Below are 25017 nucleotides of genomic sequence, written 5' to 3'. Positions count from 1 at the left end.
GGGATATTAAAAGGGAAATGTGGGGTGATTTCGACGAAACTCAAGCAGTTTCTCGACATCATCATCAATTCCGGCTTTTAGCGCTTCAAGCGAAGGATAGTCCTTTTCGCCATGTAAATAGTTTAAGAACGTCACCCGCATCAACAGGCCATACAGATTAGCAGAAACATCTGGAAAATGTACTTCTAATCGCCACTCTGGGTGTGCTTGTTTGATGGCTGGACGTGTGCCGACATGACCTGCCCCAAACAGGGCAGTCGGGTCATAACCCGCAATACCGGTTTGCGTTGCAGAGTCGGCTTTTACTTTGTCTTTTAAGGATTGGGTTTCACAAATGACTTCCACCCCATAAATTCCTTTCAGGCAGGGCTTATGACGGTTGAGCCGTACATTAATGGTCGGGAAATCAATGGTTCGACCAATCTGATTGCCATATTGCACCCGCCCAGTAATGCTATAAGGACGACCCAGCAATTGTGCGGCCAAGGCTAAATCACCAGCTTGCAAGGTCTGGCGAATCCGGGTGGAACTGACCCGTTCACCATCTAGAGCAATGGTATTTAAATTGGTCACTTCAAACCCGTAATTGCGCAGGAATTCGCTGTTGCCTTGGCGGTTTTTACCAAAGTGAAAATCATCGCCTAAGACCAGATGCCGGGCATTCAGTTTTTCTTTTAAAATGTCGGCAAAAGCTTCTGCAGTCAGGCTGCGAAAAGTATGGTCAAATTTCGCCACTGCGATATAGTCCACACCCAGTTCAGTCAGATATTCAACTTTTTCACGCAATGATGAAATACGCGGTGGAGCATCATAACCCTGAAAGTATTCAAGTGGTTGCGGCTCGAAAATCATCACTACAGATTTTAAACCCTGTGCTTTGGCCACCTGTTGCAGCTGACGGATCATCGCCTGATGGCCTAAATGCACGCCGTCAAAATTACCGATGGTCACGGCAGTTTTGGGTAATTCAGAATGAGAGGCTAAAGCATTTAGACGGAGCAGCTGCATGGGCAAATCAAGTGCTTAGAAATATCGAGAGGCTATATATTGCCATAATCTCGCGCTTTCGTCTTGCTGTTGTGTTTTTATGCAATATTTTTCTTGAAAATTCATCTTACTTGGAATTGAGTCGGCTGGTTTTTCTACGCACTAAGTATGTTTGATCAGAGCACTGGTGCTTTTCATTCAGCCGGTTTTGTTTTCTAATGTCAGGGTTTTTTTTGATATCAGGTGTTTCGAATGTCCGATCTGGCGCTCATCATGGCTCTACCCAATGAATCCAAAGGCTTGTTTGAAGCAGAAGGCATTCAGGTGCATTACAGCGGGATTGGTAAAGTCAACGCGGCCTTTAAAGCCTTTGAGGTGATTCAGAATACTGGTTGCAATACCTTGCTGAATTTGGGTAGCGCGGGGAGTTCGCATTTCAATGCGCATGAACTGGTTGAAGTCACGCAATTTGTACAGCGTGATATGGATGTTTCACCCCTCGGCTTTGAGGTCGGTATGACCCCGATGGATCAGCATTTCCCGGGTGCGATTGAGCTGGAGTCTTACTTTGACCATTTGCCGAAAGGGATTTGTGGCACAGGCGACAGCTTTGAAACCGGTATTTCAAAAGTGGCGTGTAATTTGGTCGATATGGAAGGCTATGCCTTGGCCAAAGTCTGTAAAAAGCTGGGCGTTCGGCTGATTTCAGTGAAATACATTAGTGATGGAGCCAATGAGACTGCGCATCTGGATTGGGAAGAAAATCTGTTATTGGGTGCGAAAAAATTATTAGATTTATATCAAATGGTAAAATAAATAGGAAGGTCAAGTTTGCTCGGCGACCATAGCAGCTATGGTCGTGTGCCAATCAGAAGCGCTTGCTTATTTATCCGTGCGTGGAATCACGCCGTATAACATCATGTGTACCGTATGCTGGATAATGCGTTGCTGCATGCTGCGGTTACGCAAAGTTTTACCCGTGACCATTTCCATTTGAGTGGCAAAGTCTGCATAGTTCTGGGTAATCGCCCAAATATTCAGAATCAGTAACTCAGGATCAATATCTGCAGAAATCTTGCCTTGCTCTTGCCAGTTGGAAATTACTTTGGCTTTACGCTTGACCAGTTTTTTCAGCGGACCTTTTAAAATTTCCAGAATATGCGGTGCACCTTGAATCACCTCCAAAGCAAATAAACGAGATGCTTTAGGCTGGGTACGCGACACTTCAATTTTTTGCATCAAATAATTGGTGATCGCTTCTTCAGGTTCAAGTTCAGCTTCCAGGGTTTGTAAAGGCGCCAGCCATTTTTGTAGAACGGTGGTTAATACCTCGACATACAGGGCTTCTTTATTTTCATAATAATAGAAAATATTCGACTTATGCATTTCTGCAATTTGTGCGATTTCATCCAGACTTGCCCCATTAAAACCATATAGGGAAAATACGTCTAGTGCAGCATTTAGCAGCTGATTGCGTTTTTGAGTACTCTTTTTTTGTTCCATTAGCAAATATAAAAAACAATGAAAAAGGGAATCCTCAATTGTACGGCAAATCATCAGATTTGTGCACACAGTCACAGGCTAATTTTTTGAATAATGATGATTTATTCTCTAGATCAATATTTTAAACAGGCTAAATGCATCTATACCAGGAGAAAAATTCAAGTTTCTGAAAATACTTCATTTATTCATCTTTTTTCTTCATCAATTGAAGAGAAGAATAATACTGAAATGAATCTGATGAAAATGTATTCTTATGGAGATAAAAGTATTTTTTATAAAAATAAGACCCAAAACCATGCGCGATTTTGGGTTGGATTGGGTATTCAGGTCGCTAAAACTGCCTGCAAGACCTGCTGTTCCAGTTCTGCAAATGTCACACTTTTTTGCCGGGGACGAGGTAAGTCGACCCGAAATTCTTTGGCAATATGGCCTTTGTCCAGCAAGATAATCCGGTCTGCCAATTGCACTGCTTCACTGACATCATGCGTGACCAGAATGGCGGTAAAGCCTTGCTCGGTCCAGAGACGTTCAATCAGGTTCTGCATTTCCAGACGTGTCAGGGCATCCAGGGCGCCGAGTGGCTCATCCAGTAGCAGAATACGCGGCTGATGCGATAATGCCCGCGCCAAGGCGGTACGTTGCCGTTGTCCTCCAGAAAGCTGTGAAGGCCACAGTCCGGCTTTTTCTTTGAGTCCGACCTTTTCCAGCATTTGCGAGGCTTTGGCATGCTGCTCTTTGCCCAAGCCTAACTGTACATTCTGTTCGATGCTACGCCAAGGCAGCAGGCGTGGGTCCTGAAACATCACTCGGATATCATCGGCAGTAATGCCTTCACGGATATGCCGGGCTGACTTGAACTTGATTTCGCCGTAGCTTTGCTGTTCCAGATCGGCAATCAGGCGCAATAAGGTACTTTTACCACAACCGCTGCGACCGACAATTGCCAGAAATTCACCCGGCTGGATATGCAGTTCCAGATCTTCCAAAACCTTGACCGAACCGTAAAACTTGTGCAGCTGTTCAATGATAATTTCGGCACCGATCACTGCAGCAGGATTGATCTCTGCCGCAGGTTGGTCCAGTGGCACAATCGGGTCATTGGCATGACGCCCTAAACTGAGATCAGTCATCACATGCTCCTCATTTATTCTTTATTTTTGATAGCCGGCATGCCAGCGCAGCAGGAATCGCTCTAAGGCCACGGCCAGAACATCGGCCAGTTTGCCGAGCAGGGCATACAATAAAATACCTACCAGAACCACGTCAGTTTGCAAAAATTCACGTGCATTCATGGTCATATAACCAATACCAGACTGGGCGGAAATGGTTTCGGCCACGATTAACAATACCCAGACCAGACCTAGAGAAAAACGCAGTCCGACCAGAATTGACGGCATCGCACCCGGCAGAATAATTTCTTTATACAGTTGCCAGCGAGTTAAGCCATAGCTTTTGCCCATCTCGATCAATTGCGGATCGACGGAACGAATCCCATGATAGGTATTGATATAAATCGGGAAAAATACCCCAATCGCCACCAGAAACAATTTGGCAGATTCATCAATCCCGAACCATAAGATGACTAGGGGAATGAGTGCCAGTGCAGGAATATTGCGGATCATCTGCAAGGTGGTGTCGAGCAGGGTAGAGGCAGTTTTGGATGAACCATTTAACAGACCCAGCAATAGGCCCAAACCACCACCTACCAATAATCCGCTGATGGCACGTCCTGCACTGACTTGCACATGCGTCCACAGTTCACCGCTGAGCAATAAATTCCAGAAGGCTAAAACCACGGCACTCGGTGCAGGCAGAATCCGGCTTTCCAGCAGGCCTGTGCTAGAGGCAATTTGCCAAACTGCAATCAAAAAAATTGGAACCAGCCAGGGCAGCAGATGCTGCCCCAGAATTGTTCCACGTGAAACCTGCTTTTGGGTCAAGGTTTCAACGAAAACGACTTTTGACATTAAGCAAACTCCTTAATTTTCTCAGCCTGCTTGTTCTCGTCCGGTGTGTAGTTGTTCGCCACGATTTCGCCAAATGGACCGGTCAAGTTTGGTTGAGTGAGTTTTTGCTGGGTTTCCAGTGGAAGTAAAGGGAATACCAGTTCTGCAAAACGGATGGATTCTTCCAGATGTGGATAGCCTGAGAAAATAAAGGTGCTGATCCCCAGATCGGCATATTCCTGGATACGTGCAGCGACAGTTTCCGGATCGCCGACCAGTGCCGTACCTGCACCACCACGAACCAGACCCACACCTGCCCAGAGGTTTGGAGAAACTTCGAGTTTGCTGCGATCGCCATTGTGCAGTTCTGCCATACGGCGCTGACCGACCGAGTCCATGGATTTGAACTTGGCTTGGGCTGCAGCGATAGTGGCATCATCCACATATTGAATCAGTTCTTCAGCCGCCGCCCAGGCCTGCTCATTGGTTTCGCGTACGATCACGTGTAAACGGATCCCGTAATTCAGTTCACGACCTTTAGCTGCAGCCTTGGCTTTTACCACTGCAATTTTTTCTTTGACTGCTGCCGGTGGCTCGCCCCAGGTCAAGTAAGTATCGACCTGATCCGTGGCCAGCTCAATGGCATCATCCGATGAGCCACCAAACCATAAAGGCGGATGCGGCTGCTGAATGGGTGGATACAGCAATTTTGCATCATCGACACTTAAGCGTTCGCCATGGAAACTAAAGCTTTCACCGGTATGTGAGCGTTTTAAAATTTCACGCCAGATGGTGGTGTATTCGGTCGCCGTTTTATAACGGGTTGTGTGATCTTCATAGACGCCATCACCTTTTAGCTCCTGCTCGTCACCGCCAGTCACCAGATTCAGCAGTACTCGGCCATTAGACAAGCGGTCAAAGGTCGCGGCCATACGTGCAGCCAGTGCCGGCGTGGTCACGCCTGGACGCAATGCCACCAGGAATTTTAATTTTTTGGTCGCATCAATCAGGCTGGCTGCAGTTAACCATGGATCTTCACAAGAACGGCCAGTCGGAATCAGGACACCTTCATAACCAAGATTATCCACGGCAACGGCAATCTGCTTCATGTAGGCATGATCTACAACACGTGCGCCCTTGCTGGTGCCTAAGTAACGACTGTCGCCATGAGTGGGGATAAACCAGAAAATTTTCATGTAATATTCCTTAAATTAAATGATCTTGTTTGCTCATCAATGTGTGGCCGCTGGCGACCAGATCTGTTGCTGGACGCTGATGGTTTTGGGAATCAGTTGAACCTGCTGGAAGAGATCGGCAATATTCTGTTGAGCTTTGATCACTTCCGTCGTTAATGGTTGTACCGGCGAAGGTTTAAGACGACGCTCAAATGCAATCTTCGCTACATCCGGTTTCAGACCGGTACTTTTCTGATAAATATCTAGAGCTACAGCCTGGTTTTTAAGAATCCACTGGTCAGATGCATTTAAAGCCTGGATAAACTTCCCGGGGCTATCCGGATGCTTCTGAATAAATTCGGGATTGCCGATATAAAAGGAGTAGGTTTGTGGAAAGTCACTAGATTCAATCAGCACCTTAACCTTGCTGTCGAACTCGGCTGCACCCAGGAAGGGATCCCAGATTGCCCAGGCATCAATGGCTTTTTTGTCAAAAGCAGCACGTGCATCCGCAGGGGGAAGCCAAATGGCTTGAATCTCTGACCACTCCAATCCTGCTTTTTCCAGAGTTTTGGCCAGAAGTTCATGGGCACTTGAACCTTTTTGAACCGCGATCCGTTTTCCTTTCAACTGTTGAATGTTTTGAATCGCACTGTCTTTCGGCACGACCACGGCCAAAGAATTTCCCGCCACTTTTTCAAAGGCCACGTAGCTCAGGGTTTTGTCTGCCGCCTGTGCAAAAATAGGCGGAGTATTTCCCACATAGCCATAATCCACTGCACCGACCGCTAAGGCTTCCAGCATTTGTGGACCTGCCGGAAACTCTTTCCATTCAATTTTGGCATTCGGGAATTGTTGTTCTAATAGCTTTTCATCGCGTGCCACCAGCAGATTCAAGGCTGATTTCTGAAAGCCAATCGCAATGGTTTTTACCGGTTGTGTTGCTTTGGTGTCTGCAGCAGTCTTTTGCTGTGCTTCCTGTTTCTGACAGCCAGTCAGACTAAAGCTCAATAACGCTAAACTGATATAAGAAACTGTTTTTAAATGACTCATCTTTATTCTCGAATTATTCTGCTGTTATTTAATAATTGCTGCATCAATATTCAGCTTTTGTGGAATCAGCTGCTGCGCATAAAATGCATCGGCGACTTGTTGCTGTTTTTGAATCACGTCAGTGCTGAGAGGTTTAACGCCAAAGCCCATGCGTGAAATAGAGGTTTTCAAGACATCGACGGCCAGACCTGTCGGTTTTTGCAGGAGCTGAGCGGCAGCGTCCTGATTTTTTGCCACCCAGTCCGTGGTCAGATTCAGTTCGTTGACCACCGCCTGTACCACCTGAGGATGGCTTTCTGCGAACTTGCGATCTGCCAGATAGAACTGATGATTGCTCACCACATTTTCACCGCTGGCAATGACACGCGCACCAATTTGATGTTCAGCAGCTGCAAAGAACGGATCCCAGATCACCCAAGCATCGACTGCACCACGTTCAAATGCAGCACGTGCATCGGAAGGTGGTAAATAGATCACTTCGATATTATCAAGGCCAAGCTGGTTGGCTTCCAGAACTTTTAATAGTAAGTAATGCACGTTTGAACCTTTGTTCAGGGCTACCCGTTTGCCTTTCAGATCTTGAATAGACTGAATCGGCGAATCTTTCGGTACAATTAAGGCTTCTGCCTTAGGCGCTTGCGGCTGATTGGCCACATAGACCAGATTTGAGTTGGCCGCCTGGGCAAAAATTGGCGGTGCTTCACCGGCTTCACCAAAAGAGACGCTGCCAACATTCAGGCCCTCAAGCAGTTGTGGGCCGGCCGGAAATTCTACCCATTTCACATTGACCCCTTGCTGTTTTAAGCTGGTTTCCAGCGTGCCGCGTTCTTTTAAAATAGGTAATATGCCGTATTTTTGGAAACCGATATTCAGGGTAATGGTCTCTTCTTTTTTCGAGCAGCCTGAAAGCATCATGACACCAGCCATCGCGGTACCGAGTACCGCAGTCTTTGTTAAAAACTGAACATGAGATTGGCGCATGAATCAAAACTCCCGAAAGTGAAAAGCTAGTGAATGAAAACTTAGACACACGCTAATCGTTTTTGTTTTTCTAAAAAAATAACTATTCAGGAATTTCTAATGAAGAAAAAAGATAAATAAAAAAGCGCAAAACTTATGCAGAAAAGTGATTTATATAAAAATGAAGATTTAATATTTAAATTAATCAAACTTATGAAATTTATAGTTATTTTTTTAAATCTAATCTATTGATATGTTTAGCTAAAAACCAGTAATAGAATTTTAAAATTTAAAGCGAGATTGCCAGATATCTTTATCTAAAATTAAGCTAAAGCACTGAAAGAAAAAGCCACTTTAAAGTGACTTTTTGCAAACAATTGAATTACGTTGATAATTGTAAAATGCCTGACGGGCATCCGGCAGGTCATCGACTGAAGCCGGTTCAAAGCCTTGTTCCAGAAACCAGTGCGCGGTGCGGGTAGTTAAAATAAACAGTCGCTGAATCTGCATGCTTTTGGCTTTTTCTTCTAGATAATGCAGGATCTGGCTACCCCGATTAGACTTGCGATAACTGGGATGTACCGCAACACAGGCAATTTCTGCAGAACGCAATTCATCACCCGTAGTCGGAATCGGATAAAGGGCGGCACAGGCCAGAATCATGCCGTCCCGTTCGATTACGGCAAACTGGTTGATTTCATTTTCCAGACGTTCACGCGAACGATAAACCAGAATGCCTTCTTCTTCCAGTGGACGCAGCAAACCGATCAGACCGCCTACATCCTGAATATCGGCCATCCGCACTTCTTCATAATGCGCGTCAGTGACCAGAGTGCCGGAACCATCACGGGTGAAAAGTTCTTCCAGCAGGGCACCATCATAGGCATAAGAAATCAGATGCACCCGATGTACGCCGTTCATGGAGGCTTCCTGTGCGGCTTTTAATTGTAATCCTCTTTCCAGTGCATCTTGCTCGACCGGAATAAAATCATCCAGCTGTTGCGGTGTCACTTCACGTTTGAGCTGACCGTTACTGTCCATCAGGCCATGCTGCTTACCGAGAAAAATCAGTTTATCTGCCTTGAGGCGAATCGCAGTTTTGGTAGCAACTTCTTCAGCCAGCAGATTAAAGACTTCTCCTGTTGTGGAATAACCAGTCGGGCCAAGCACCACAATATTATGACTGTCCAGATGGCGCTGAATCGCGTCAGTATCAACTGCACGCACTTCACCGGTCAGTTGAAAATCAATACCATCACGAATCCCATACGGCTTGGCAGTGATAAAATTCCCTGAAACGGTATCAATCCGGGCGCCATACATCGGCGAGTTGGCCAGTCCCATAGACAGCAGTGCTTCAATTTGTAGGCGGATCGAACCGACGGCATTCATCACACAGCTTAAAGATTCACGTGTGGTGACCCGACGCTGCTGGTAAAAAGGCGTCGTAATCTGGCTTTGAGCCAGATTCTGGTTAATTTGCGGACGTGCACCATGTACCAGAATCAGCCGAATCCCCAAAGAATGTAATAAGGCGATATCGTGAATAATATGCTGAAAGTTATCATTTAAGACGGCTTCGCCATCAAACATGATTACAAAGGTTTTGTTGCGGTGCGCATTGATATAAGGCGCAGAATGGCGAAACCAGTGCACATATTGCAAAGTTGTGCTTTGTGACGTTTCTGCTGAAGTCATGCTGTGCCCATTTCAATGATTGAAGATCCAGCTTTGATTCTAATGAAAAAAAATGCAAGTGGAAGTGTAGATATAAAAAAACACCTGAAGGGGGCTTCAGGTGTCTGCAAGACGAGCAGTAATGGAGAAAGCTTAGTTAATGATTCGTACAATTTTGCTGGTACGTTCATTCACTAGAACATAGTCATTGTTGACTTTGTACCATTGCTGGAAACGGCCGGTATTTGGTAAACGACGTGCTTCGCGATCACTGACTTCAAAACGGTTGTTGTCATATTGACGAGGTAAAGTTTGTCCTACGCGCCAGTCACGGCTTGGGTTGACCATACGGTTGTTATGACGGCGGTCATCATTCCAGCGACGGTCGTCATTCCATTTCTTGCTATCTTTGGCATTCCAGTGTGGCGCTGATTTATGCGAATTATGGTCATAACGCGAGTCATGCTGTGGTGCTGCCATTGCAGAAGTAGCTAACAAAGCACTTAGAGATAACGCGATTGTAGTTAAGACTTTTTTCATGGCTCTCACCTTAAGATGTATATCTAATTTCGATGAGACTAAATTAGCGAACAAGTACATAGAAAGCGTGAGGGCTATTTAGTTAAATTGTTAAATTCATGAAGAAATTTAGTAGATGAATCACGCAGTTTGAAAACTGGAAAAGCCGCGAGATTTTGGGTTAAAAATTTTCAGCCAGTGAAATAAAAAAGCCCAAACATCGTTGGGCCTTAAAGAAGATTAACTTTGAATGCACTTATGAACTAGTCACCCACAATCCGGATAATGCTGTTGTTTTCAGAATCCACCAGAATATAGTCATTATTGACTTTGTACCATTGCTGCTTGCGGTCAGGTCGAGGCAGGCGATGGTCTTTATATTCAACTTTATAGCCATTGCCACGATAATGCTGCGGCATCACATAACCCGGCTGCCAGCGTAACTGTTGCAGGCGTTTCACCCCGCGTTCTTCACGCATACGGCGGTTATCCTGCTGATCTTCCTCTCGGAACTCACGGGCTTTCTTCTTGTCATGACCATGACGTGAATCCATACGGGATTCATCATTGAAATGAGGGGCAGCGATGACGACATTGCTCAGCATGAATGTACTGCAAGAAATTGCCAGTGCCACCAAAACCTTTTTCATGTTGAACCCTCATTAAATTGTTCATCTTCTACAGCACCTAATGTACGGAAAAATTGCAGAGAAACTGTGAAGAACAGGCACAATTTTTATAACAAATGCAGAGATATTATGATGATGTCATGTTTTTACATGACTATATGCGACGGCATCACTTCTATAAAGTAGCCTACCGAGCCATGTCCTTATCTCATCAAAGCAAGGGCCAACATGCAAGCGAAAATCGATGATTTAGCTCAAAAAAACAGCATTGAGTCAGCGAGAAAAAAGTTCATGATTTAATGAAACGACAAAGAATTTTGCCGGTTTAGTTTGAGATTAATTCCATTGCTCTGCCAAACCTTGCAAGGACTGAATCGCGTCAGCCACGGATTCAGCTTGTAGGGCGTCATCGAGTGCCACAATCAATGCTTCAGATAACTGCAACTGTTCAATCCGGTGAATTGTTTCAATTTTACGTTTTTGGTCAGCCATGCTGCGCTCCTGATTTGATCTATCTGTGATTCAAGAAAGCATAGTCCAATCAGTTTAATTTGGAAAACCGTATAATTTTATATATTTAATATGTAAATCCGATTTATTGTTATTTTTTGCAGGATTTTAAGAAAAAAAGGGCACTTTATCGAAAAGTGCCCAAGATTATTCAATGACCCGACTTTTAATAAGCGTAGTTCAGGTCAGTATAATCGTTGAGTGATTTCTGCACATGCGCCTGAATAAAGGCACGTACATCCTCGGCCGTCATGGCTTTGCCCTGATTGCTGATGACATGTTCGATTTCTGGCTGACCTTCAATTTTAATGCGATAAACAAAATGCTTGGCCAGACGATAACTGTCGTCTAATTTTTCAATGCCAGTCACATAATAATAGGCATGTTCAAAATTCAGATCCTGATGTGAAAATACAAATTGCTCGAACAATTTGAGTTTCTGAGCATTTTCGAGTGCTTTGATGTCATCCACGATACTGGCTTCAAACTTGGTGCCGTATTTCTCTGAAATAGGCTGTTGATCAATCAGCAGCGACACCATGCCATCGTCTAAATGGGTCACCGTAATATTGTTTAATTCAGTCATGATGCACTCGAGTGAAATATAGTGGGGCTTAGTATGCTGTTATTTTAATGAAACTCAATGCGAGCGGGGTGAACTTACTTAAGATTTATGCGCTGAATATGACTAAAAATGAAATAAAAAGGGAGCGATTGCTCCCTGAATGACAGACAGAATAATTTAATCCTGTGCATCAATACTCTGGCCATTCATATGCAGGCTGTCATTACCCATCAAATATAGATAAGCCGGCATGATTGAATCGGGGGTAGGCAGGGTTTTCGGATCTTCATTCGGATAGGCCTTGGCGCGCATGGCAGTCCGCGTTGCCCCGGGATTGATGCAGTTATAACGGATATTCGGATGTACCTGCTCTTTGGCAAATAACTGACTTACCGCTTCAATAGCAATTTTAGAAACCGAATACGCACCCCAGCGTTCGCGGGCTTCGCGGCCTACACCTGAGCTGGCAAAAACCACAGAAGCATGTTCGGATTTGGATAATAACGGTAACAGCGCTTGGGTCATGACAAAGGGTGCACGCAGATTGACCGCCATCACATCATCCCAGACATTGACCGGATAATCCGCCAAGGGAACCCGTTCGCCTAAAATGCCGGCATTGTGCAGAATGCCGTCCAGACGACCAAACTGACGGTCTAGCGTATCGAGCAAAAGCTCATAATCACGTTCTGACGCACTCGATAGTTGTAGCGGCAAGATGGCAGGTTGCGGCGCACCCAAACTTTCAATTTCATCATAAATGACTTCGAGTTTGTTTAAGGTACGCCCATGCAGCACCACAGTTGCGCCATGTAAGGCATAACTGATTGCTGCTGCACGTCCAATGCCATCGCCCGCACCTGTGATTAGGATGATACGATCCTTGAGCAGATCGGGGCGAGGTTGATATGCTGAATATTTCATTATCTACCTCCTCACTTCTTATTATTTAGTGTTAAGCGTTCAAGATACCGCAGTATGCTGCTTCAGTACTAGTGTCTGAATCAATTGATGTAATTCTGTCACAGTATGCACGATATGGTCGGCCTGCCAGGCGTTTAAATCGTCTTTGTATTGCAACGGCAAATAACCATAAGCAGCCAGAATGGTCAGCATCTGGGCATGACGGCCGGCATCAATATCTCGGGGATGATCTCCGACATAGATACAGTCTTCCGCGGCAAGATTCAGTTGCTGGGCTGCCAGATACATTGGTTCAGGATCAGGTTTAGTGCGTGTCACATCTTCCGGGCACACCAGCACCGCACAGCGTTCACTCAGATTCAGCGCTTGCAATAAAGCTTCACTGAGCCAGCGCGGTTTATTGGTCACAATGCCCCAAGGAATATCGTGGGCTTCAAGCTGTTCCAACAAAGGATACATGCCGTCAAACAGATCGGTATCGACCGCAATATCTGCGCCATACATGTCCAGAAAGCGCTGACGGTGTTGCAGAAAGACCGGATCTTCTAGTTGCAGTTCCGGATAAACCAGTTTCACCATAGCGCGAGCGCCTTCGGAGACCTGGGTACGAATCAGCTCGGGTGCAACCAGTGGGCGGCCTTCTTCACGGCACATCTGCTGGATAATTCGGATAAAATCGGCAGCGGTATCAATCAGGGTTCCATCTAGGTCAAATAAAACGGCTTTCATGCTGTGGTCTCTGCTGCGCTATCTTTCACGGTATAAACCATGTAGTTCACATCAACATTCGGTGCCAGCCAATAACGCTTGGTCAGCGGATTATAGTGCAGACCGGTCATGTCTTTGAGCTTTAAACCAGCGTTACGAATATCATGTGCCAGTTCAGACGGCTTGATAAATTTGCTGTAATCATGGGTGCCTTTGGCCAGCATGCGCAAGACATATTCTGCCCCGATAATCGCAAATAAATAGGACTTTGGATTACGGTTAATGGTCGAGAAGAATACATGACCACCTGGCTTGACCAGCTTGTGACAGGCCTGAATAATCGATGCCGGATCTGGCACATGCTCTAGCATTTCCATGCAGGTCACGATGTCATATTGGCCAGCCTGTTCCTCTGCCAGTTGCTCAACCGGCACCTGACGATATTCAATATTGTTCACACCTTCCTGTTCGGCATGGATGCGTGCCACATTTAAAGGGGCTGCGCCCATATCAATCCCGAGTACATCGGCACCGCGTCGCGCCATGCTTTCGGCCAGAATACCGCCACCACAGCCGACATCCAGCACTTTTTTGCCGCTCAGGCCTCCGGCATGTTCATCAATCCAGTTTAAACGCAGTGGATTAATCATGTGCAAGGGGCGGAACTCGGAATGCTGATCCCACCATATAGCTGCAAATGCTTCAAACTTGGCAATTTCTTGTGGATCAACATTCAATTGCGACATCGGTGTCACCTCAATCAGTCATGATTAGCTAAAAATATATATGTGCCGAATGGCCAGAGAAACTGATTTAAAACCTTGAAAATCAGTCCGATGGTTTAGTGTAGCGATTCTGGCAGAAAAAGCGATAAAAGCAGCAAAAAAGTTCACAGAATGAAAACGAAACCGGCATAATTGATTTATAGTGAACACATAAACTAAGCATAATGATTTAGAGGACGATAATCCGAATGAAAAAATTCCTTTTAGGCGCTGTTGCCGCATCTGTTTTGGCCTTTTCAGGCAATGCTATGGCCAATTTTGTGGCAGGTCAGGACTATCAGGTGGTTGCAAAACCAGTCAAAGTCGAAAAACCGGGCAGAATTGAGGTACGTGAATTCTTCTGGTACGGCTGTGGTCACTGTTTCGCGCTTGAACCACATATGCAGGGCTGGTTGAAAAAATTACCAAAAGATGTACGTTTTGTACGTACGCCGGCTGCAATGAATCCACTCTGGGAACAGGCAGCACGTGCTTATTATGTGTCTGAAGCATTGGGTGTGCGTCAAAAAGCACATTTACAATTATTCCATGATATTCATGACAAGCAACGTCCAATTTTAGAACAGGCACAACTGGCTAAGTTCTATACTCGCTATGGTATTCCTGAAGCAAAATTTAACAGCACCTATAAATCTTTCCCGATCACTTCGAAAATTGCCCAAGCCAAAAATCTGGCTGCTCAGTATCAGTTAAGTGGTGTTCCGGCAGTGACCGTGAATGGTAAATATATTGTGCAAGGTAATGATGCCAAAGTCATTCAGGTGGTGAATTACCTGATCGAAAAAGAGCGTAAAGCCAAATAAGTCTGAACTGACGATCAGTAAAAAACCTGCATCATGATGCAGGTTTTTTTTATTTAGACCGGAGGAGTGACCGCTTCATTGAACACAGGGCTTGCGGTTTCAACTGTTTCGGCAGGTCGCCGGTACCAGTGCAAAATGCCACGCAGCAAGAGCTGCATCTGTAATAGGCTTTGGGTTTTAAAGGCATTGGATTGGGCGCGGCGCAGCTCTGGATCAGCCTGATGCTGCAGATGAATCCAGCCCATGGCCCAGTTCAGGGACAGCTCAATCAGCATCTGTGCCAGAGCCTGCAAGTCCTGTGGCGCCTGAATATGTCGGGTAGATTGCATCTTGGCCAGTTCATGCATGACATCTTCAGCCAGAAAATGAATTTCCCGTTCAATGCCGGCACGTAATACGTCCGAACCGCCCCAACGTTCTGCCACAAAAAAAATCCAGGGTTCAGGATGGTATTCGACGCCCTGAAAAAATAGTTCCAGCCCGGTGTGGGTTCGGGTATTCGGCTGATACAAATAAGCCTGTCCCAGCTGATTGAGTACGCCCTTGATATGAATCGCAACCTGATCCAGCAATTCCAGACCCAACTGGTTCATATCCTGAAAATGCCGATAGAATGCCGTCGGCACCAGTCCGACTGCATTCGCAACTTCACGTAGGCTGATCGTGCTGAAAGCGCGGCCCTGACTGCTGAATGCCAGTGTCGCATCGAGTAACGCCTGATGACTTTGCTGCTTGCGATCTTCACGTAAGGACATAAATGGGTTTCCTATCACCGGCTTCCCTTATCGGGAGTTTTAGTCTAGCAAAAATTAAATTAAATCGTAGTGCCACAGATCGGCAGAATTTCGACAACTCGTAGCGAGCTGATGCATTGATTTTGTAAATGAATCGCCCGGCTGCCTAATCTTGGCAAAGGCTTCTGCTATACTGAGCCGCAATTATTTTGAACCCATACAGGACTTATTATGCGTATCGACCAACGAGCATTAGATCAATTACGTGAAGTGAAAATTACCCGTAACTATACACGTTATGCGGAAGGCTCTGTATTGGTTGAATTTGGTCATACCAAAGTACTCTGTACCGCTAGTGTGGATAGTTCTGTACCGCGTTTCCTCAAAGGTCAGGGCCAGGGCTGGGTGACGGCTGAATATGGCATGTTGCCACGTTCAACCCATACCCGTAGTGACCGTGAAGCGGCACGTGGCAAACAGAGTGGCCGTACCCAGGAAATTCAGCGTCTGATTGGTCGTAGCTTGCGCTCAATGGTCGATCTGAAAAAACTCGGTGAAAATACCATTACTATCGACTGTGACGTGATTCAGGCTGATGGCGGTACCCGTACTGCAGCGATTACGGGTGCTGCGGTGGCTTTGGTCGATGCCATGAACGTCTTGCTGGAAAGAAAAAAAATCAAACATGATCCATTAAAAGGTTTGGTGGCTGCAGTTTCTGTGGGCATTTTTAAAGATGAAGTATTACTGGATCTTTGCTATGAAGAAGATTCAAACTGTCAAACCGATTTGAACGTGGTGATGACTCAGGCCGGTGAATTTATTGAAATTCAAGGTACTGCAGAAGATAAGCCATTTACCCGCGCACAATCGAATGCCATGCTGGAAATGGCTGAGAAAGGCATTCAGGAACTGGTGAAAAAACAGCAAGAAGCTTTAGGCTGGTAATTCATCCCATGTTGAGAAACGCATCTACGGATGCGTTTTTTTATGCCTGAAATTTCAGCAATTACTGTATGAGAAACTGCATCACAAAGCTTCATCACAAAAATCCGACATGAATCGGCTATATCTGAACCGGTTTTGCATCGATATTGGATCAGGCGAGATCAAAATGAGGAATGCGGCATGAAACAGTGGCTTTGTGCAATTTCATTGCTGGGCGTGTTTGGATTAACTGCTGCCTGTGACTGGGGCAATAATCGTGAAGATGACGAGCGTTCAGTGTTAAATCAGGATCGTGATGAGGATAACGGAAGATATAACGACCGTGATGGTGACGATGATGACCGCGATCGCCGAGATAATCGGGACGACGATGATGATTAAGGTCTAAAATAGAAAATTGAGCAAAATATACGCAAAAAAATTTTCTAAAAATAAAAAAGGGTGCTTCGCACCCTCTACGGTCATCTATCCCATTTAGGTTTAAGCATTGAAACGCATCGACAGATCAATGGCTTTGATATCTTTGGTCAATACACCCATAGAAATATAATCTACGCCGGTACTCGCGACTTCACGTAAATTATCAATGGTGATGTTGCCAGAGGCTTCCAGTTTGCAGCGACCAGCTACGTGTTGCACTGCATCAATCATTTGCTGCTGACTGAAATTATCCAGCATTACAATATCAGCCTGGGCTTCGAGTGCCTGATTTAGTTCATCCCAGGTTTCAACTTCAACTTCGACAGGCTTACCCGGTGCAATTTGATGGGCCTTGGCAATCGCCTGCGCAATACCACCCGCTGCCATAATATGATTTTCTTTAATTAAAAAGGCATCGAACAGGCCCAGACGATGGTTCTGACCACCACCAATGGCTACGGCATATTTTTGTGCGATACGCAGGCCCGGCAGCGTCTTACGGGTATCTAATAATTTGGTGTTTAAACCTTGCAGCTCTTTGACATAATGGGAGGTTTTAGTCGCAACCGCAGACAGCGTCTGGACAAAGTTTAGCGCAGGGCGCTCCACGGTGAGTAAGCTGCGCGCAGATCCGGCCAGTTTTAAAAATGCTTCATTGGCTTGAACATGATCGCCATCATTTTTCAGCCAGCTCACTTCAATGCTTGGATCATAGGCCTGAATCAAGGCATTCACCCAAGGCTGACCAGCCAAGACCATGTCTTCACGGCTGATGATGGTGGCAGTGGCCTGTTCATCTTCAGGGGTCAGCAGGGCGGTAATATCGCCTTCACCGATATCTTCTGAAAGTGCTTGTTGAATATTGATCTGAATGGACTGGTCTAGCAAAGCTTGAGATATGCGCATGAGTATTTCCGTATCTTTTTTAAGCCGTGAAAATTGCGCCTTATCTTAGCACCGTTACATAAAAGATGAGCGATTTTTCATCCAGTTTGCTGGGATGAATTGAGATTTCTCCTTGAAAGTTTTAGCATGAAGCCGGCTGCAATGCTGATCTTGCAGATTTTATTTTTGGGGAGAACGGTTTTATGCAACAGGCAGCTGAGTTTCAGGTCAAGGACGGGCAACTAATCGGTGCACGTCAAATCCCGTCTCCCAATTTTGATCAGCGGCCAGAACAGACCGAGATTCAATTGCTGGTGATTCACAATATCAGCCTGCCACCTTCACAGTTTGGCGGTGGTTATATTGAACAGTTTTTTCAGAATCAGCTGGACTGGTCCGTACATCCTTATTTTCAAACCATTGAAGGGATGCAGGTGTCGACCCATCTGCTAATTTTAAGAACGGGAGAAGTACTGCAATTTGTTAATTTCAATGACCGTGCCTGGCATGCCGGCCGCTCGAGCTATTTGGGCAAAAAAGAATGTAATGATTATTCGATCGGGATCGAACTGGAAGGTAGTGATGACTTGCCTTTTGCAGCTGAACAATATCAGGCCTTGGTAAAAGTCACGGCCTGTCTGCAACAGCATTATTCCAAGATTCAGCAGCATATTGCCGGACATTCGGATATTGCACCGGGCCGCAAGACCGATCCGGGACCATATTTTAACTGGGCTGATTTTCGTGCACAGTTACAGCATTATAAAAACACCTCAAGCTCGCTTGAGCGATGAAATTAAGCAATGAACTTCTGACAAAAGTTTCATTACAATAACCACAAATTTATACATTAGGTGAAGAGGATGGCGCTTTGGCGTTCGACCGTCATTGTCAGTGCGATGACCATGTTGTCACGCGTACTGGGATTGGTTCGAGATATTGTTTTACTGAATGTCTTTGGTGCTGGTAAAGACTTCGATACCTTCGTAGTCGCATTTCGTATTCCAAACTTTTTCAGGCGTTTATTTGCCGAAGGCGCATTTTCACAGGCATTTATTCCGGTACTGACTGAATATAAAACCAGTCGCACGCATACCGAAGTCCAGATCCTGATTAGCCGGGTGTTTGGCTGTCTGGCCACGGTCATGACCACGCTGACCATGGTCGCGATCATTGCTGCGCCATTGATTATGTATATCTATGCGCCCGGTTTCCATAGCGATCCTGAAAAGTTCGCTCTGGCGACCGACATGTTCCGCCTGACCATTCCTTATTTGCTGTTCATGTCACTGACGGCTTTTGCCAGCAGTATTCTGAACAGTTATGGCTCTTTTAGTACCCCGGCATTTGCGCCGGTCTTGCTGAATGTGGCGATGATTGCCGGGGCGCTCTGGCTTACGCCTTATATGGCCGAGCCGATTATGGCGCTGGGCTGGGCTGTGATCATTGCCGGTATTTTACAGCTGGCGATCCAAATTCCTGAATTGTGGCGTAAAAATCTGCTGATTCCACCGAAAATTGACTTCAAGCATGAAGGCGTTGATCGCATCATGAAGTTGATGCTGCCGGCATTATTTGGTGTATCTGTCACGCAAATTAACCTGCTGTTAAATACCATCTGGGCCTCATTCATGCAGGATGGTTCGGTGTCCTGGCTGTACAGTGCCGAGCGTATGACCGAATTGCCGCTGGGTCTGATCGGTGTTGCAATTGGTACCGTGATTTTGCCGTCCTTATCGGCACGGCATACTGAGCAAAATCCGGAAAAATTCCGTGGCATGATGGACTGGGCAGCCAAAGTTATTGTGATGGCAGGCCTACCCGCCAGTGTTGCACTGTTTATGCTGTCGACCCCGATTATTCAAGCCCTGTTTGAACGTGGCCAGTTCACCTTTGAAGATACTCAAATGACGGCTTTGGCGCTGCAATGTATGAGCGGTGGTGTGATTGCCTTTATGCTGATTAAAGTCTTTGCTCCCGGTTTTTATGCAAAGCAGGATACCAGAACCCCGGTGCGTGTCGGTTTGATGGCTGTGGCGGCCAATGCGATTCTGAACGTGATTTTTATTGGTTTCTTCAAGCTGATTGACTGGGAAGCAGAGCATATGGCGCTTGCACTGGCATCGACGGGTTCAGCGATGGTCAATGCCGGTTTGCTTTATTATTATCTGCATAAGCGTGATATTTTCCGTTTTGGTTCGCACTGGAAAAAAATCTTCCTGCAATTCATGTTTGCCAATGTGGTGATGATTGCGGCTCTGGCCTATGCCCTGAGTTGGTATAACGCAGATGTATCACAATGGATGCGTGTTTTAGAAGTCGTGATCCTATGTGTCGTGGGTGTGGTGGCGTATGTTGCAGCCTTGCTGGTGGCAGGTTTTAGACCACGTCATTTAAAACCTTAAGTTCATATTGAAAGAAGTATTTTTGATCAAAACAGAGCATTAAAATACCCATAAAAAAACAAGAGCCAGAAGGCTCTTGTTTTTTTTGAAAGCTAACACTTGCTTTGAAAAGGTCTAGCGTAAATCTAGACCTTGCCGCGCGAAAGAAAACCAACGATCGCAAGAATCACCGCAATTACCAACAAGATAATCGCAAAATCCTTAGACAAGCCTGCGACGCCACCGAAACCAAGTAGACTCGCAATTAATGCAATAACAGCAAAAATAATAGCCCAGCGAAACATATATATTCTCCATGTGTTTTTATTTTCAAATTTAGTATAGAAATAAACGATTCCAGCGACTGTTAGTGTTTTGTTGATGAACTGTCTATGATTTAACAATAGTTTACGTGATAGTAATAAGAATTTGAGGCGGTAGGTCTGCAGGGTTCTGGCTGCTATAATAAGCTGATTTTTGAATGTGCCGACCTGATCATGAGCGATACTTTACGTCCCGAATTCTGGAAAAACTATTCACTTGCTGAACTGACGCAAGTCGAGTGGGAGGCCTTGTGTGATGGTTGCGGATTATGTTGTCTGATTAAACTGGAAGATGAAGATACTCAGGAAGTCGCATATACCAAAGTGGCCTGCAAATTACTGGATTGTAGCACTGCGCGTTGTTCCAATTATCCGGATCGCCTGCAATATGTGCCGGACTGTATTCAGCTCACGCCAGAGAAGCTGGAAACGATTCACTGGTTGCCTTCGAGTTGTGCCTATCGTCGGGTAGAGCAGGGTAAAAGCCTGCCATCTTGGCATTATCTGATTAGCGGTTCACGGGAAAGTGTGATTCAGGCACGCAAGTCGGCAGCAGGGCGCTGCCTGAGTGAAAGTGACATTCATGAAGATGACATCGAAGACTATATTGTACGCTGGGTGCGTTAAATCTGCCTGCGTGATTCGTTTATTGATCTGCCGGATGGAGTAGGGCCTGGGCCAAAGCACCGGCCATCGGGCGATAGAAATAGAATCCTTGTCCTATCCGACAGTCACAATGGATCAGGGTATCCAGCTGTTCTGTATTCTCAATCCCTTCCACCAGAACATCCAGTGCAATACTGGAGCCAATCTGAGTAATGGCTTTGACAATAGCCAGGGCAGATGGCTCACTGTTCATGCGCTCTACAAAGTTTCGGTCAATCTTGATGCAATCGACCGGATAGTCCTGCAAGCGGGTCAGCGAAGAATGTCCGGTGCCGAAATCATCCAGTGAGATCTGGATTCCGGCCTGTTTCAGCAGGTTCAGGGCACGGACCACATAATTGGCGCCATGTTCGGACAGGCTCTGTTCGGTAATTTCCAGTTCAACTTTGTGGGCCGGAATATCGAAATTGGACAGGCGTGCCAACAGTTTTTCGGCATAGTCATCGCGCAGGAATTCAACTGGTGCAGCATTGATTGAAATCGGTAACAGATCCAGACCTTGTGCCTGCCAGCGGCTCATATCTGCAAAGACTTTTAGCTGCATGGTCTCACTGATGCGTGAGGCCAGCTCATAGTCCTGAAAGGCACCAAAAATTTCGGAAGGTAACTGAATGTTCTGATTCTGATCTTGCCAGCGTAATAGCGCTTCAAAACCGATCACTGCACCATCAGAAAGACGGACCTTAGGCTGGTAATAGGGAATGATCTGATCGGCGAGAATAATCTTGCGAGCCAGAGTCAGCTGCTTGGTTATATTTTCCAGTGAACCGCACATTTCCTGATTAAACATGCGGATGCCACCACGACCACTATTTTTCAGGTCATTTAAGGCGATATCAGCACATTTCAACAGATTAGAGGTGTTGAGCGCATCTCGTGGATAGATGGCACAGCCAATACTCATGGCACTATTGAGGCTATTGCCAACATAATTGATCGGCTGATCCAGCTGGGCATAGGCCATTTGCGCCGTTGCCAGCAGTTGCTCTTCACTTTCCAGATTTTTCACCAGTACGGCAAATTCATCACCACCCAAACGGGCGATGATGGTATTCGGACCAAAACAGGTCTGGAAGCGTTTGCCTAAGACATGTAACAGATGATCGCCAGCAATATGGCCCAAGGTGTCATTAATATGCCGGAAATAGTCCAGATCAATCAGCAGTAAACCTGCCATGGTCTGTTGCTGTTTGGCTTTTAACAGTACCTGTTTAAAGGTTTTATAGAAGGTACTGCGATTATACAGGCCAGTCAATTCATCGCGTTTAATCACTTCTTTTAAACGGGTTTCTGCAATTTTTTGCTGACTGATATTGCGTGATACACAGAGGATATTTTGGGTAATATTCTGCTGATCCAGAATTGGCGTCAGCAGATGATCCCAATATTGGATCGGTTGATCTTCGATCTGGACTTTGCTGGAAAAACGGCTGTTTAAGCCTTGGGCCGCCTGTTTTAAAGCACGCTGCCCGGATTTTCGGGCTTCAGGGCTTAAACGATTTAGCCAGCACAATGAATGATCCTGATCTTGTTCTGCGGTCTGATTGGCTTGTGCCAGACAGCCAGAGTTACTATGCCGAATCTCGCCTTCAGGGCTGATAATGTTAATGCAGTCTGCGCTGGCATCCAGCATGTTTTCCTGGGTTGAAACAATCTGAGAAAGTTGCTGCTGGATTTCAAAATAATCATGCACATCGGTCAGGGAAACGGCCCATTGCAGCAAATGTTCAGGTTCATGATGAAATTTTACGGCTAGGGTACACATGCGATAATGGGTATCACTGCGTTTAATCCGGCACTGGGTTTCAAAATTCTGATGCTGATCCAGCGCAGCATGCCACTGCGCTAAAAATAGCTGCAAGTCCTCGGCATGGATAAAACTCTGCCATTGTGGATGACCCTGTTCATTCAGGTTCACGCCAAGATAATCAGTCAAGGCATCGTTAAAATATTGCAGATGTTGTTTGTTGCTGACCCACAAGGGTTGCGGTAAGGCATCGATCAGATTTTTTAATAAAACCGATTCAGACAAGTGAACGTGGGGTGCAATCAGTGATGATGACGTCAGTGGCTTAGACCGACTCAGAGCTCCATGTTCAAATTTATCATGCTTCATGCATTCACCACTACAACCCCAAAGTGCCCAAGGGGCGAGATAAGTTTCTTTTAATTAGAATAAACAATATGAAAATTACACTGTAATTAATTCACAATTAATCATGTTCAAATTATTCGCTTTTATAGAGATTAATTCATTCAGAATTAAAAAAATAGAGGATATCTCCATAAATTAATTTTTTATGCTTGATGTTTGCATTTTTGGAATCAAAACTGCTGGTGTTAGAATGAGATCAGAATTTAGTTTGAGCCAATAATAACATGTCAGATAGTCATATCCCGCTTCCAGAACGCTTACGGCCACGCGACCTTACACAGATTATCGGGCAGGAACATTTGCTGGGTGAGCAGGCGCCCTTACGCCAGATGATTGATCAGGGGCATCTACCTTCGATCATTTTCTGGGGACCTCCCGGAGTCGGAAAAACCACCATTGCCTTGCTGCTGGCTCAAGCGGTAGACCGGCCTTTTATCAGCCTGTCTGCACTGAATACCGGCGTGAAAGAGCTGCGTGAAATCATTGCAGAAGGTGGCGATTTGCTGACGCCAGTGGTGTTTATTGACGAAATTCATCGCTTTAATAAATCCCAGCAGGATGCTTTATTAAATGCGGTCGAGAAAGGGAAAATTACCTTAATTGGTGCTACCACGGAAAACCCGTCTTTTGAAGTGAATAGTGCCTTATTGTCACGTTGTCAGGTGTATAGCCTGAATGCATTGAGCGCTGAATCGATTCAGACTTTGTTGACACAAGCCTTGCAAAATGACTCTTTCTTGCAGGAAAGACATATCCTGATTGAAGAATTTGATGCCCTGATCCAGTTCGCAGCAGGAGATGCCCGCAAGGCACTGAATTTGCTGGATCTGATTGCCAGTACCTTTGAAGCGGATATGGAAAATATCATCACCAATGCGGTGGTGGTCAAAGTCGCACAGCAGAATATCGCCCGTTATGACAAGTCCGGTGAGCAGCACTATGATCTGGTCTCGGCCTTTATCAAGTCGATTCGCGGCAGTGATCCGGATGCAGCCCTGTACTGGATGGCACGCATGCTCAAAGGCGGCGAAGACCCGGTATTTATTGCACGCCGTATGCTGATTGCCGCATCCGAAGATATCGGCAACTCTAATCCAAATGCCTTGCTGTTGGCTGGTGAATGTTTCCGTTCGGTACAGGCGGTAGGAATGCCGGAATGTCGGATTATCCTAGGACAATGTGCGGTTTATCTGGCGACCAGTGCTAAAAGTAACAGTACTTATCTGGCGATTAACAAGGCGATGGAACTCGCAGATAAAACTTCAAATTTGCCAGTGCCTTTGCATTTAAGAAATGCACCAACCAAGCTGATGAAAGAGCAGGGCTATGGCGTGGATTATCTGTATCCGCATAACTATCCTGAGCATTTTGTGCTACAAGAATATATGCCGCCAGAACTGAAAGATACCAAACTGTATGAATCAGCACGTAATAAACGTGAAGTTGAAGGGGAGCGTTTACAGCAACGCCGTTGGCAACAGCAACAACAGCAGCAATAAAGCTGGGTATCTCAACCGATTGAACAAAGAAAAAAAAGCCCAATTCAAGGCGAATTGGGCTGAAAGTAGGATGTTTTTTGAGGGAGATAACATCCTAGAGGGTAGAGAAGAAATCTGGTCGGCAAATATGGAGTGAAGTGCATCAACTCACTGATTTGCCTGGTATGAGATGATATTAATGCATGTAGTTTTTGATGTAAAAACGATCATTTTAATAATAAAAATTTATTTTTCCGATTAAAAGCCGGAAATAAAAGAA

The 25017-nt window shown here is 45.6% G+C and carries 27 protein-coding genes; 8 read left to right on the top strand and 19 right to left on the bottom strand.

The genetic code is table 11. From position 1 onward, the window contains the following. Positions 1-6: 6 nt before the first annotated feature. The gene (gene ribF / locus MWG72_RS13695; RefSeq protein ID WP_247144282.1) at positions 7-1008 is read right to left on the bottom strand and encodes a bifunctional riboflavin kinase/FAD synthetase; all 1002 of its coding nucleotides are present in this window, start codon (positions 1006-1008) and stop codon (positions 7-9) included. 231 nt (positions 1009-1239) lie between these two features. Here ribF and MWG72_RS13690 point away from each other — a divergent pair, with 231 nt between their 5' ends. Further along, positions 1240-1803: a 5'-methylthioadenosine/S-adenosylhomocysteine nucleosidase family protein gene (locus MWG72_RS13690; RefSeq protein ID WP_247144281.1), complete on the top strand. Its 564-nt coding sequence runs from the start codon at positions 1240-1242 to the stop codon at positions 1801-1803. A gap of 66 nt (positions 1804-1869) precedes the next feature. On the opposite strand, the gene MWG72_RS13685 is transcribed toward MWG72_RS13690, so the two are convergent. The 14 genes from MWG72_RS13685 to ubiG all read right to left on the bottom strand — a co-directional run bounded on the left by MWG72_RS13685 (position 1870) and on the right by ubiG (position 13902). Next, positions 1870-2490 carry a TetR family transcriptional regulator C-terminal domain-containing protein gene (locus tag MWG72_RS13685; protein WP_004281222.1) on the bottom strand — a complete coding sequence of 207 codons (621 nt, stop codon included), beginning with the start codon at positions 2488-2490 and terminating at the stop codon, positions 1870-1872. Positions 2491-2813: 323 nt separating this feature from the next. Beyond that, complete coding sequence (locus MWG72_RS13680) at positions 2814-3620, bottom strand: ABC transporter ATP-binding protein (protein WP_247144280.1); 807 nt, start codon at positions 3618-3620, stop codon at positions 2814-2816. A 21-nt stretch (positions 3621-3641) separates the two neighbouring features. Next, positions 3642-4457, bottom strand: a complete 816-nt coding sequence (ssuC, locus tag MWG72_RS13675) for an aliphatic sulfonate ABC transporter permease SsuC (RefSeq protein ID WP_180038088.1) — start codon at positions 4455-4457, stop codon at positions 3642-3644. Beyond that, positions 4457-5632 (bottom strand): FMNH2-dependent alkanesulfonate monooxygenase, encoded by a 1176-nt coding sequence (gene ssuD, locus MWG72_RS13670; protein WP_114542062.1) that lies wholly within the window; start codon positions 5630-5632, stop codon positions 4457-4459. Before ssuD ends, ssuC begins: the two co-directional genes overlap by 1 nt. A gap of 36 nt (positions 5633-5668) precedes the next feature. Continuing rightward, positions 5669-6664 carry an aliphatic sulfonate ABC transporter substrate-binding protein gene (locus MWG72_RS13665; protein WP_247144279.1) on the bottom strand — a complete coding sequence of 332 codons (996 nt, stop codon included), beginning with the start codon at positions 6662-6664 and terminating at the stop codon, positions 5669-5671. A 24-nt stretch (positions 6665-6688) separates the two neighbouring features. Further along, positions 6689-7645: a sulfonate ABC transporter substrate-binding protein gene (locus MWG72_RS13660; protein ID WP_247144278.1), complete on the bottom strand. Its 957-nt coding sequence runs from the start codon at positions 7643-7645 to the stop codon at positions 6689-6691. Between the two features lie 333 nt (positions 7646-7978). Then, the gene (argA, locus tag MWG72_RS13655) at positions 7979-9322 is read right to left on the bottom strand and encodes an amino-acid N-acetyltransferase (protein ID WP_247144277.1); all 1344 of its coding nucleotides are present in this window, start codon (positions 9320-9322) and stop codon (positions 7979-7981) included. A gap of 132 nt (positions 9323-9454) precedes the next feature. Next, the gene (locus MWG72_RS13650; RefSeq protein ID WP_247144276.1) at positions 9455-9841 is read right to left on the bottom strand and encodes an RcnB family protein; all 387 of its coding nucleotides are present in this window, start codon (positions 9839-9841) and stop codon (positions 9455-9457) included. Positions 9842-10083: 242 nt separating this feature from the next. Continuing rightward, positions 10084-10470 carry an RcnB family protein gene (locus MWG72_RS13645; RefSeq protein WP_004281230.1) on the bottom strand — a complete coding sequence of 129 codons (387 nt, stop codon included), beginning with the start codon at positions 10468-10470 and terminating at the stop codon, positions 10084-10086. Positions 10471-10785: 315 nt separating this feature from the next. After that, positions 10786-10941: a hypothetical protein gene (locus MWG72_RS13640; protein ID WP_004281231.1), complete on the bottom strand. Its 156-nt coding sequence runs from the start codon at positions 10939-10941 to the stop codon at positions 10786-10788. A gap of 184 nt (positions 10942-11125) precedes the next feature. Next, on the bottom strand, positions 11126-11545 hold the full coding sequence (locus MWG72_RS13635; RefSeq protein ID WP_004281232.1) for a hypothetical protein: 420 nt from the start codon (positions 11543-11545) through the stop codon (positions 11126-11128). A 156-nt stretch (positions 11546-11701) separates the two neighbouring features. Continuing rightward, the gene (locus MWG72_RS13630; protein WP_005094903.1) at positions 11702-12448 is read right to left on the bottom strand and encodes a YciK family oxidoreductase; all 747 of its coding nucleotides are present in this window, start codon (positions 12446-12448) and stop codon (positions 11702-11704) included. Between the two features lie 39 nt (positions 12449-12487). Beyond that, positions 12488-13177 (bottom strand): HAD family hydrolase, encoded by a 690-nt coding sequence (locus MWG72_RS13625; protein ID WP_247144275.1) that lies wholly within the window; start codon positions 13175-13177, stop codon positions 12488-12490. Next, positions 13174-13902, bottom strand: coding sequence for a bifunctional 2-polyprenyl-6-hydroxyphenol methylase/3-demethylubiquinol 3-O-methyltransferase UbiG (gene ubiG / locus MWG72_RS13620; protein WP_004729050.1), 729 nt, complete (start codon positions 13900-13902; stop codon positions 13174-13176). Before ubiG ends, MWG72_RS13625 begins: the two co-directional genes overlap by 4 nt. A 227-nt stretch (positions 13903-14129) precedes the next feature. Between ubiG and MWG72_RS13615 the strand changes: the two genes are divergently transcribed. Then, positions 14130-14744: a thiol:disulfide interchange protein DsbA/DsbL gene (locus MWG72_RS13615; protein ID WP_004281236.1), complete on the top strand. Its 615-nt coding sequence runs from the start codon at positions 14130-14132 to the stop codon at positions 14742-14744. Positions 14745-14797: 53 nt separating this feature from the next. Here MWG72_RS13615 and MWG72_RS13610 read toward each other — a convergent pair whose 3' ends face one another. Continuing rightward, on the bottom strand, positions 14798-15499 hold the full coding sequence (locus MWG72_RS13610) for a TetR family transcriptional regulator (protein WP_247144274.1): 702 nt from the start codon (positions 15497-15499) through the stop codon (positions 14798-14800). A 210-nt stretch (positions 15500-15709) separates the two neighbouring features. Between MWG72_RS13610 and rph the strand changes: the two genes are divergently transcribed. Beyond that, the gene (gene rph, locus MWG72_RS13605) at positions 15710-16426 is read left to right on the top strand and encodes a ribonuclease PH (RefSeq protein WP_004281238.1); all 717 of its coding nucleotides are present in this window, start codon (positions 15710-15712) and stop codon (positions 16424-16426) included. Between the two features lie 180 nt (positions 16427-16606). Then, the gene (locus tag MWG72_RS13600) at positions 16607-16807 is read left to right on the top strand and encodes a hypothetical protein (protein ID WP_004729054.1); all 201 of its coding nucleotides are present in this window, start codon (positions 16607-16609) and stop codon (positions 16805-16807) included. A gap of 99 nt (positions 16808-16906) precedes the next feature. On the opposite strand, the gene nadC is transcribed toward MWG72_RS13600, so the two are convergent. Further along, positions 16907-17752: a carboxylating nicotinate-nucleotide diphosphorylase gene (gene nadC, locus MWG72_RS13595; RefSeq protein WP_247144273.1), complete on the bottom strand. Its 846-nt coding sequence runs from the start codon at positions 17750-17752 to the stop codon at positions 16907-16909. A gap of 182 nt (positions 17753-17934) precedes the next feature. On the opposite strand from nadC, the gene ampD reads away from it, so the two are divergent. Continuing rightward, entirely contained in the window at positions 17935-18525 is a 591-nt protein-coding gene (gene ampD / locus MWG72_RS13590; RefSeq protein ID WP_247144272.1) for a 1,6-anhydro-N-acetylmuramyl-L-alanine amidase AmpD, read from the top strand. A 60-nt stretch (positions 18526-18585) separates the two neighbouring features. Continuing rightward, a complete protein-coding gene (gene murJ / locus MWG72_RS13585) occupies positions 18586-20136 on the top strand; it encodes a murein biosynthesis integral membrane protein MurJ (protein WP_247144271.1) in 1551 nt (516 codons plus the stop codon). 125 nt (positions 20137-20261) lie between these two features. Here murJ and MWG72_RS13580 read toward each other — a convergent pair whose 3' ends face one another. Continuing rightward, positions 20262-20420, bottom strand: a complete 159-nt coding sequence (locus tag MWG72_RS13580) for a DUF1328 domain-containing protein (RefSeq protein ID WP_004647174.1) — start codon at positions 20418-20420, stop codon at positions 20262-20264. 192 nt (positions 20421-20612) lie between these two features. On the opposite strand from MWG72_RS13580, the gene MWG72_RS13575 reads away from it, so the two are divergent. Further along, complete coding sequence (locus tag MWG72_RS13575; RefSeq protein WP_247144270.1) at positions 20613-21065, top strand: YcgN family cysteine cluster protein; 453 nt, start codon at positions 20613-20615, stop codon at positions 21063-21065. A gap of 19 nt (positions 21066-21084) precedes the next feature. Here MWG72_RS13575 and MWG72_RS13570 read toward each other — a convergent pair whose 3' ends face one another. Continuing rightward, positions 21085-23220, bottom strand: a complete 2136-nt coding sequence (locus tag MWG72_RS13570) for a putative bifunctional diguanylate cyclase/phosphodiesterase (RefSeq protein WP_247144269.1) — start codon at positions 23218-23220, stop codon at positions 21085-21087. 263 nt (positions 23221-23483) lie between these two features. On the opposite strand from MWG72_RS13570, the gene MWG72_RS13565 reads away from it, so the two are divergent. Beyond that, entirely contained in the window at positions 23484-24758 is a 1275-nt protein-coding gene (locus MWG72_RS13565) for a replication-associated recombination protein A (protein ID WP_004281246.1), read from the top strand. The last annotated feature ends 259 nt before the right edge of the window (positions 24759-25017 follow it).

The organism is Acinetobacter lwoffii, from assembly GCF_022967985.1.
GTDB lineage: Bacteria > Pseudomonadota > Gammaproteobacteria > Pseudomonadales > Moraxellaceae > Acinetobacter.
This window is presented reverse-complemented; position numbering and strand designations above follow the sequence as displayed.

Coding starts and splice junctions, on each gene's coding strand:
- MWG72_RS13610 (WP_247144274.1), bottom strand. CDS start 15,499: ATGTCCTTACGTGAAGATCGCAAGCAGCAAAGTCATCAGGCGTTACTC.
- MWG72_RS13650 (WP_247144276.1), bottom strand. CDS start 9,841: ATGAAAAAAGTCTTAACTACAATCGCGTTATCTCTAAGTGCTTTGTTA.
- MWG72_RS13580 (WP_004647174.1), bottom strand. CDS start 20,420: ATGTTTCGCTGGGCTATTATTTTTGCTGTTATTGCATTAATTGCGAGT.
- MWG72_RS13625 (WP_247144275.1), bottom strand. CDS start 13,177: ATGAAAGCCGTTTTATTTGACCTAGATGGAACCCTGATTGATACCGCT.
- nadC (WP_247144273.1), bottom strand. CDS start 17,752: ATGCGCATATCTCAAGCTTTGCTAGACCAGTCCATTCAGATCAATATT.
- MWG72_RS13570 (WP_247144269.1), bottom strand. CDS start 23,220: ATGAAGCATGATAAATTTGAACATGGAGCTCTGAGTCGGTCTAAGCCA.
- ubiG (WP_004729050.1), bottom strand. CDS start 13,902: ATGTCGCAATTGAATGTTGATCCACAAGAAATTGCCAAGTTTGAAGCA.
- MWG72_RS13665 (WP_247144279.1), bottom strand. CDS start 6,664: ATGAGTCATTTAAAAACAGTTTCTTATATCAGTTTAGCGTTATTGAGC.
- MWG72_RS13645 (WP_004281230.1), bottom strand. CDS start 10,470: ATGAAAAAGGTTTTGGTGGCACTGGCAATTTCTTGCAGTACATTCATG.
- ssuC (WP_180038088.1), bottom strand. CDS start 4,457: ATGTCAAAAGTCGTTTTCGTTGAAACCTTGACCCAAAAGCAGGTTTCA.
- MWG72_RS13690 (WP_247144281.1), top strand. CDS start 1,240: ATGTCCGATCTGGCGCTCATCATGGCTCTACCCAATGAATCCAAAGGC.
- MWG72_RS13685 (WP_004281222.1), bottom strand. CDS start 2,490: ATGGAACAAAAAAAGAGTACTCAAAAACGCAATCAGCTGCTAAATGCT.
- ribF (WP_247144282.1), bottom strand. CDS start 1,008: ATGCAGCTGCTCCGTCTAAATGCTTTAGCCTCTCATTCTGAATTACCC.
- ampD (WP_247144272.1), top strand. CDS start 17,935: ATGCAACAGGCAGCTGAGTTTCAGGTCAAGGACGGGCAACTAATCGGT.
- MWG72_RS13660 (WP_247144278.1), bottom strand. CDS start 7,645: ATGCGCCAATCTCATGTTCAGTTTTTAACAAAGACTGCGGTACTCGGT.
- MWG72_RS13630 (WP_005094903.1), bottom strand. CDS start 12,448: ATGAAATATTCAGCATATCAACCTCGCCCCGATCTGCTCAAGGATCGT.
- MWG72_RS13600 (WP_004729054.1), top strand. CDS start 16,607: ATGAAACAGTGGCTTTGTGCAATTTCATTGCTGGGCGTGTTTGGATTA.
- ssuD (WP_114542062.1), bottom strand. CDS start 5,632: ATGAAAATTTTCTGGTTTATCCCCACTCATGGCGACAGTCGTTACTTA.
- MWG72_RS13615 (WP_004281236.1), top strand. CDS start 14,130: ATGAAAAAATTCCTTTTAGGCGCTGTTGCCGCATCTGTTTTGGCCTTT.
- rph (WP_004281238.1), top strand. CDS start 15,710: ATGCGTATCGACCAACGAGCATTAGATCAATTACGTGAAGTGAAAATT.
- argA (WP_247144277.1), bottom strand. CDS start 9,322: ATGACTTCAGCAGAAACGTCACAAAGCACAACTTTGCAATATGTGCAC.
- MWG72_RS13575 (WP_247144270.1), top strand. CDS start 20,613: ATGAGCGATACTTTACGTCCCGAATTCTGGAAAAACTATTCACTTGCT.
- MWG72_RS13640 (WP_004281231.1), bottom strand. CDS start 10,941: ATGGCTGACCAAAAACGTAAAATTGAAACAATTCACCGGATTGAACAG.
- MWG72_RS13680 (WP_247144280.1), bottom strand. CDS start 3,620: ATGACTGATCTCAGTTTAGGGCGTCATGCCAATGACCCGATTGTGCCA.
- MWG72_RS13635 (WP_004281232.1), bottom strand. CDS start 11,545: ATGACTGAATTAAACAATATTACGGTGACCCATTTAGACGATGGCATG.
- MWG72_RS13565 (WP_004281246.1), top strand. CDS start 23,484: ATGTCAGATAGTCATATCCCGCTTCCAGAACGCTTACGGCCACGCGAC.